Below are 7440 nucleotides of genomic sequence, written 5' to 3' on the forward strand. Positions count from 1 at the left end.
TTCAAAAGTTTTGTCTTCCGTTTTCCTGGGAAGGTCAAAAAGTTTTATATTTGCTAATTCTTTGATTGCTATCAAATTTGCGACATGCTCCCCCAACATTCCCCGCTCCCACGATGGAAACAGTTGGTCTTTTATACTCTCCCATTATGAAGCCTCCTTGAGGAAAATTTGTATAATTAGGATATAACGACATTTAAATTTTGTCAATCAAACAGTGTTTGATTTTTTTTGAATATTAGAAGAATTGTCTTTTTTTTATTCAAGAGCTGGATTATAGTGTTATAAAATTTCTTTAAACAGTAGAATATACAAGTCGGGTGAGAAATTCAATAAAAGCATGAGATTCTTCTCACGGCTACAGAATGACAAATAAGACTATCCTTTCTCTGATGCTTATCATTCAACCTTTCACTGCCAACCTGAGGACTTTAGTCCGCAGATTTCCTTATCTATTCTATAGAAATCGCTAATTTCTCACCCAGGGCGTGTTTAATCTATGTGTGTTTGACTATTGTATAATATTATGAGAGTGTTCCAGAATTTTTTAAGTTTACTTTTTTGTCATTCTGAAGCCAAAGGCTCAAGGATCTCATCTTTTAAAAATTGATGAAAAAGGAGATTCTTTGCCGGCTGCAGAATGGTAACGTTCGGAAGTTCCTTCTTATCCTGAAGACTTTAGTCCGAATGGTCTTCAAAAAACTGCAGAATGACAATCTGCTAATTAATTTCTTAGGTTTAGCTAAAATTTTAAAGCATCCTGTAGTATTAAAGTTTGTAGGTGAGCAGCTCTGTTGCTGTGTTAATTAAGTTTTTATCCTACCCCCGTTTTATATTAAGATAGGTCAAAGCTACTCCAGCTAAAACAAGAATTGGCAAGCCTATGATGATGGTTACCACAATGGATAAAATACTTGCAATAGCTGACTTTTTAAAGTCTTCTTTGAATAAAATTTTACCAAGATAAGTCTGCACAAAAATAAGCAATACAAACATCAAAATAAGCGAGTAATGAGATAAATATTTTTCAAATAGAAGCTTAAAAGAGCCTGCTATCGTATAGCTTATTAGCACAACTAAAAAAGATAAAAAGAAGGAAGTATTTTTATAGACAGCGAGCTTTGAAGAGTACCAGTAAGAAAAGGTAGCAATCAATAAAAATGAAAAACCAACTATAAAATTATAAAGCATTTTACACCTCTATTTTGTACCTATCGCTTTCGTACGGAAGGTTTTTAAGTCCAGCAATGTCTGGATTTTGTATATTTTTTGATTGAATCAAAATTTTAAACTTTTCTCCCATTCCCTTTGGTAGGATTAAGGTTTTTAATCTGTTTAATCTCTCGTAAGATTTGTAATCTCCTTTTTCTTGTAGTTCTTGAAAAATATCCATCAAACCAAGACTGATTAAAAAGTGTGCTTGGTCTGTAAAGCCTAAAAAATAAAGTTTGGATTTTTTACCATAGTAAACCAGCGCAGAAAAATTAACATGAGATGTTATATCTTGAAGACCAACATTTTGATAAAAGTTTTCGTTGTATGTGTGTTTATAATAACAAAGAAGCGTTCCCCTCATTCTGTATGGTTTATAGAGTTCTTTTGATGGATAGCCATAATCTATGGTAAAGACAAAGCCTTTTTCTAATTTATTTCCGATTTCTTGTATTAAATCCTTAGCATACAGATTTATTTCTGTTGTCATTCCTTCCGAAATATCAATGTTTAAATCTTTTAAATACTGTAAAATATCCTTCTGCGGCTCTTTTAAAACTTCTTTTATGTCATCACCTTCCAATGTTATATAAACTTCAAATATTTTGCCGTTTATTTTCCTAATTAGATGAACAGGTAATGCGTCGAAAAGCTCGTTTGAGTATATGATGCCATTGATGTTGTTAATTTCTGTTAAATCTTCGTGGAAGGATATATTATCAAAATCTTTTAAAAGTTTTTTCTGATAGTCTCTGTGGTACGGAGATTTTTCAACCGAGATGAATTCTAAAATTTTATACAAATTTGGGTAGTTATTTTTTATGTAAGATAAAACATCATAAGCAAGATATCCTTTTCCAGAACCTATCTCAACTATCTGAAATTTTTGATTTTTAAAGTAGTTTTCATAGATTTCATTAAACTGTTTTGCAAGAAGATTTCCAAAGGCAGGGTCTAATTCGCTTGATGTATAAAAGTCTCCAAGTCCTCCGATTTTTTCTTTTTCTGATGTGTAATAGCCAAGATTTGGATAATAAAGAGCCATCTCCATAAAATCTTTAAAGGAGATAGCCCCTTCCTGCTGAATTTTTTGTTTGATTATATTGATTAACTCTTCTTTTCCGGTTAAATGCATCTAAGCTGTTTGCTCTTGGTAGTTAGGACCAAGTCTTGGCATGTTAAAGTCCCAAAGTTTTTCTCTTGTTTTATCGTATTCTGGCCATAATTTTTGGTCTTCTCTCCATGCTGATTTTTCATCAAACTTTTCTTTTCCTCTTCTTGCAACAAAATCATTTGCTATCTGAGTTAGTACATCTTTATCTAAAACCCAGCTTTTTCTTGTGTAAGATGAAAGGTCGTATATATCCGTCATGATAATACAATCAGTCGGGCATGCTTGGGTACATAAACCGCAGAATGTACATTTAGATAAATCCATGTTAAAAACTGTCATTACTTTTAAGCCATAGTGTGGATGGTCTTCTGGAACATCAAGCTTTTCTGATTGGATATCAAAAAGCTCCGGCACTGGACAAGCTGCCTGACAAAACTTACAAGCAATGCATCTTGTTTCTCCCGGTTCTGGCGGCTTAATCTTTAATCTTTTAACCCAACTGTCAAACTCAGGATTTTCTGTTCCATCTACTGTTCTAAGTCCGTGAATTCCTCTAAATCTTGCCGGTGGAGTAACAACTTCGTAAGGAAAGTCAACAGTTATTACCTTTTTCCAAAGATGTTTTATTGTAGTTTTTAATCCTTTTATAAAATCTAAGAAAAATATTTTTTCTACAAGTGTTTGTGGTTTTGCTCCTACTTTTTTAATTCCCATGTTTAAAACCTCCTATCTATCCGTTTCTCCAACAACCGGGTCTATAGTTGAAAGTAAAGTAATTGCGTCTGCAATCGGTCTTCCAATGATAGCTTTTGTAAATACTTGTAGATTATAAAATGCGCCAGACCTAATTCTCATTCTGTGAGCTTTTAATCCATCTTTTTTGTTGTATATATAAAATCCAAGCTCACCCCTTGGATTATCTGATGATGCATAAGTTTCTCCAGCCGGAAGTTTCATTCCTCTACCATCTATTGTTACTTTTAGCTTTTTCTCATCCGGTGTTTGGAAGAAGTAAGGGTCATTTTTAGACATTTTTCTAAGTTTAGCTACACACTGTGCTATTATTCTTATGCTTTGTCTCATCTCTTCCATTCTTACTAAGTATCTATCGTAAGAATCACCTTTTTCTCCAACAGGAATATCAAACTCAACTTCTCCATAGGCATCATACTTATCTATTTTTCTAACATCATAAGGGACGCCAGAACCTCTTGCTACTGCTCCGGTTAAACCATACTGATACACATCCTCTTCTGTAATGATGCACACATCTTTGTTTCTTGATAACCAAATTCTGTTTCTTGTTAAGAGTGTTTCGTAATCATTAATTCTTTGTGGAAGGTCTTTTATAAGATGTTCGATAGCATCTAAAGCTCCATATGGTAAATCTGCAAATACTCCACCAATTCTAAAGTAATTTATTGTGAATCTTGCTCCGGTAATTCCTTCTATAATATCCATTATTTTTTCTCTTTCTCTAAATGTATATAAGAACATTGTCAAAGCACCAAGGTCAAGGGCATAGGTTCCAAGCCAGAGAAGATGACTATTGATTCTTGAAAGTTCTGCCATCATAGTTCTAATCCATTTTGCCTTTTCTGGCACTTCTATTCCAAGCATTTTTTCTGCTGCTAAAACATAAGCATGGTTTTCATTTATTGCTGCGATATAGTCCATTCTGTCTGTGTAAGGTATAAACTGCTGCCAGTTGACATTTTCGCCAAGCTTTTCAACACCTCTATGAAGCTGACCGATGATAATATCACATTGTTTTACATATTCACCGTCTAAGTCAAATAAAAACCAGATTGTACCGTGTGTTCCCGGGTGAAGCGGTCCCCAGTTTAACACTATTTGAGATGTTTTTACCGGCATTCTTTTTTTCTGTGTTATTTCTAAATCTTCCATTGTTGGAAGGGCTGTATGCATTCTATCATAATTAAATAAACCTTCTAAATTTTCCCCTCTTAAAGATTCATTTAGAGATGGTAGCTCAGTATCTTTTATACCTTCAAGCGGAAAGTCTTTTCTGAGTGGATGGTATGGATAAGTCTCCCAAAGCAACATTCTGACTAAATTTTCATGACCTTCAAACTTTATACCAAACATATCCCAAGCTTCTCTTTCAGCCCATTTTGCACCTTTCCAAAGGTTTGTAAGGGTTGGCAGTGTTTCGTTTTCCGCCCATGTTTTGACGATTATTCTTTCTTGATTTTTTGGAGAAAATAGAATAACTACTCCTTGAAATCTTGGGTTTTCTTTTTCTCCATGGTCTATTATCGTAAGGTCTATAAACATTTTGAATTGATATTCCGGGTCTTCTTTTAAGAATGTTAGAAATTCTATGAATTTATCTTTTGGCACTTCTACAGATACAACACCCTTTCCCTCTGAAACCTTTGGATATCCAAATCTTTCTTCCAACTTTTTAGCTTTTTCTAAGCTTATCCATGCCATACCTTTCTGCCTCTCAAAAAATTTTTAAAACAGTGTTATAAAATCTTAACCTTTTTTTTGAAAATTATCAAGCATTTGTATAAGTCATACCAGTTTGGGAAAATTCCGATTTATTTGAATTTATAATATCACAAAAGTATTGTAAAGGTGATTTTTTGTTTAAACTATGATGAGGTCTTTCTGTGTTATACCATAACATATATTGCAACATCTTTTTATTAAACTCATGAATGTCTTTTAATTCGTAATCTTCGTAGTACATGATAAATTCATCCTGTAATGTCCTATTCATTCTCTCTACATATGCTTGTCCTTTTGGATATCTTGGATAGTTAAAATAATGTTTTATATCTTTTTTCTTTAATGCTTTGGTAAACTCGCCTAAGAATTCACTGCCATTATCTGTTTGTATACCTTTTATCTCAAATGGCATTGCTTTTATCAATTTCTCTAAAAAGTCTTTCGCATTTTTACTGTTTAGTCTGTCATATGCAAAAGTAAAGGAGATTCTTGTTTTTACATCTTTGGCTACAAATATATAAACTTTTCTACCATTTACATATTCATGCTTAGTATCTATTTGTACTAATTCTCCTGGTTTTGTTGGTTTTTTGTCTTTATATCTATCTTTCTTTGTTTTCTTTTTAATTTCTTTTACCATTAACTCTCCAGTTCTTCCGTTGATTGTGATTCTTTGCCTGGCATACTCATGATTTAACTTCCTTTCATCTTTAAGCATCTTTATTATATTTCCAATTGAACTTACAGATATCGTAGGAATGTTGTGCTGCTTACAAAGCTCATCAAGTAAAACCTTTATTTTTTCTTTTCCAAGCTTAGGATGTTTTTTTCTGATTTCTAAAACTAATTGTTTATGTTTTTCTGTTATTTTTTGTAATTTTTCTAACTTCATTCCTTTTTTTGACACATAACGATTTTTTAAAGATACTGGATTGTTATTACTGCTTTTATACTCTTTAATCCATCTGTATATGGTAGATTTTGATACACCAAAAGCTTCTACTGCAAGTTTTACTGAGTGTTTTAAGGCAAACTCTACAACTTGCAATCTAAACATTATTTCTGGATGTTTTTGTATAACATCATCTAATTCTTTTACTTGTTTTAAAAGCTTTCTTTCAAGTGTATTAATTCTCTGAATGTAGGTAGATGTCCCTACTTTCTTTCTCATCTTTATCCCTCCGATTTTCATAATTTTAAATTCTTATATTATATTCTCCCATGTTTCTTTTAGCTTGTACAGCATTATATAGGATATCACAACTGCTTTTAAAATGTGGTCTGATTTATGTTTTGAATATATTTAGATTTTCTAAATTTCATTAAATCGAGAAGTTTTATGTTGAGGCTGTTTGTAAAAATCCACACTGTCATTCTGCAGCCGGCGAAGAATCTCAACCTAAAAGATGTCATTCTGAGCGAAGCGAAGAATCTCATGTTTTTCCTTTCAAAAAATCAAAAAAGAGATCCTTCAGACTTCGCCCTCAGGATGATAAGGAAAGGCAAATTTACAAAAATTTTTACAGCACCCTCAGTATTACGTTTCACTTACAAATATCATTTAATCCTTTTTAGCGTTATATTTACCTTTCCTTCAATTTCTATAAGATACGGCACATCTTCATTTTTATTTATGTATATCGTAATCCTTTTTGTTTTGCTATTTTGTGGCTCAAATATGTAAACATATTCTGATGCTGTATCTTGCTTTGATATTTTTACAGGTGCATCATTGATCTTTATTTTCATATTTAAAATATCATCTTCTTTTAATCTGCCTTTAAAAAACTGGGATATTATTGGTAGCCAAGGTTTTTTTTCATATATTTCTTGGTTTTCATATATTTTTTCCTTTTCTTTTTCTTTCTCATAAAGAGCTTTGTAATCATTTTGTTCTAAATAAACAAAGTCATAATTGTACAGGAATCTTAATGATGGGTAAGTTTGCCCCCTTGCTTCAATTTTGTTGTCTTTTTTAATAAAGTAAACTTCTCCAACTCCTATTCCCAATGCATACACTTTATATACAGCTGTATAATCTTCTTCCTTTTTTGTTTTACCTTCGTATGTTACGACATAAAAAGGCTCTGTTCTAATTATTTCTTCATCGGATTTAGAAGATTTAAATCCGGTTAAAATTATTGAGATTGTTAGAATTGTGATTAAGATCTCGCTCATTTAAATCAATCCCTCTTTTGCAAAGCTATAAAAATCTTTTTTGCCAACAATTATGTGGTCAAGTAAATCAAATCCAAGCTCATTGGCAAGTGTTTGAAGCTTTTTAGTAAACTCAATATCTTCTTGTGATGGAGTTGGGTCATTGTTTGGATGGTTATGGCTTATTATAATTCCATTACAGTTATGCTTTATTGCATAGTATAAAATGTCTCTTGGCAGCACTCTAACTACGTTTAAAGAACCTTTCGCTATAACTTCTTGAGCTATTAGATGGTTAGAGCTGTTTAAGTATAAAGCTACCATATGCTCTTGGGTCTCTTTTGATAAAAATTTTAAATAATTAAAAGCATCAGACACGGAAGAGATTTTTATTTTTTCAGTATGATCGTCCATTCTCTTTGCAATTTCTATGATTGCAAGAATTTGTAAAGCTTTTGCCTCACCAATGCCTTTTATTTTTT

General features: G+C 32.2%; 7 protein-coding genes. All 7 read right to left on the reverse strand.

Translation table 11 applies throughout. The features are described from left to right. Positions 1 to 816 precede the first annotated feature (816 nt). Positions 817 to 1188: a hypothetical protein gene (locus SULYE_RS04395; RefSeq protein WP_007546910.1), complete on the reverse strand. Its 372-nt coding sequence runs from the start codon at positions 1186 to 1188 to the stop codon at positions 817 to 819. Position 1189: 1 nt separating this feature from the next. Then, positions 1190 to 2344: a class I SAM-dependent methyltransferase gene (locus SULYE_RS04400; RefSeq protein WP_007546911.1), complete on the reverse strand. Its 1155-nt coding sequence runs from the start codon at positions 2342 to 2344 to the stop codon at positions 1190 to 1192. Then, positions 2345 to 3037 (reverse strand): NuoI/complex I 23 kDa subunit family protein, encoded by a 693-nt coding sequence (locus SULYE_RS04405; RefSeq protein WP_007546912.1) that lies wholly within the window; start codon positions 3035 to 3037, stop codon positions 2345 to 2347. It lies immediately after the preceding gene. A gap of 12 nt (positions 3038 to 3049) precedes the next feature. Next, positions 3050 to 4780 (reverse strand): NADH-quinone oxidoreductase subunit D, encoded by a 1731-nt coding sequence (locus SULYE_RS04410; protein WP_007546913.1) that lies wholly within the window; start codon positions 4778 to 4780, stop codon positions 3050 to 3052. Between the two features lie 67 nt (positions 4781 to 4847). Then, on the reverse strand, positions 4848 to 5972 hold the full coding sequence (locus SULYE_RS04415; RefSeq protein ID WP_007546915.1) for a DDE-type integrase/transposase/recombinase: 1125 nt from the start codon (positions 5970 to 5972) through the stop codon (positions 4848 to 4850). Positions 5973 to 6358: 386 nt separating this feature from the next. Beyond that, entirely contained in the window at positions 6359 to 6979 is a 621-nt protein-coding gene (locus SULYE_RS04420) for a hypothetical protein (RefSeq protein WP_007546917.1), read from the reverse strand. Beyond that, a partial coding sequence (radC, locus tag SULYE_RS04425; RefSeq protein ID WP_007546925.1) for a RadC family protein occupies positions 6980 to 7440 on the reverse strand: 461 nt, incomplete at its 5' end.

Origin of the sequence: Sulfurihydrogenibium yellowstonense SS-5, assembly GCF_000173615.1 — a bacterium.
GTDB classification, from domain to species: Bacteria; Aquificota; Aquificia; order Aquificales; family Hydrogenothermaceae; genus Sulfurihydrogenibium; species Sulfurihydrogenibium yellowstonense.

What these genes read in the sequence shown, in the direction of transcription:
- SULYE_RS04410 (WP_007546913.1), bottom strand. Translation starts at nt 4,780, where the DNA reads ATGGCATGGATAAGCTTAGAAAAAGCTAAAAAGTTGGAAGAAAGATTT.
- SULYE_RS04420 (WP_007546917.1), bottom strand. Translation starts at nt 6,979, where the DNA reads ATGAGCGAGATCTTAATCACAATTCTAACAATCTCAATAATTTTAACC.
- SULYE_RS04415 (WP_007546915.1), bottom strand. Translation starts at nt 5,972, where the DNA reads ATGAGAAAGAAAGTAGGGACATCTACCTACATTCAGAGAATTAATACA.
- SULYE_RS04400 (WP_007546911.1), bottom strand. Translation starts at nt 2,344, where the DNA reads ATGCATTTAACCGGAAAAGAAGAGTTAATCAATATAATCAAACAAAAA.
- SULYE_RS04395 (WP_007546910.1), bottom strand. Translation starts at nt 1,188, where the DNA reads ATGCTTTATAATTTTATAGTTGGTTTTTCATTTTTATTGATTGCTACC.
- SULYE_RS04405 (WP_007546912.1), bottom strand. Translation starts at nt 3,037, where the DNA reads ATGGGAATTAAAAAAGTAGGAGCAAAACCACAAACACTTGTAGAAAAA.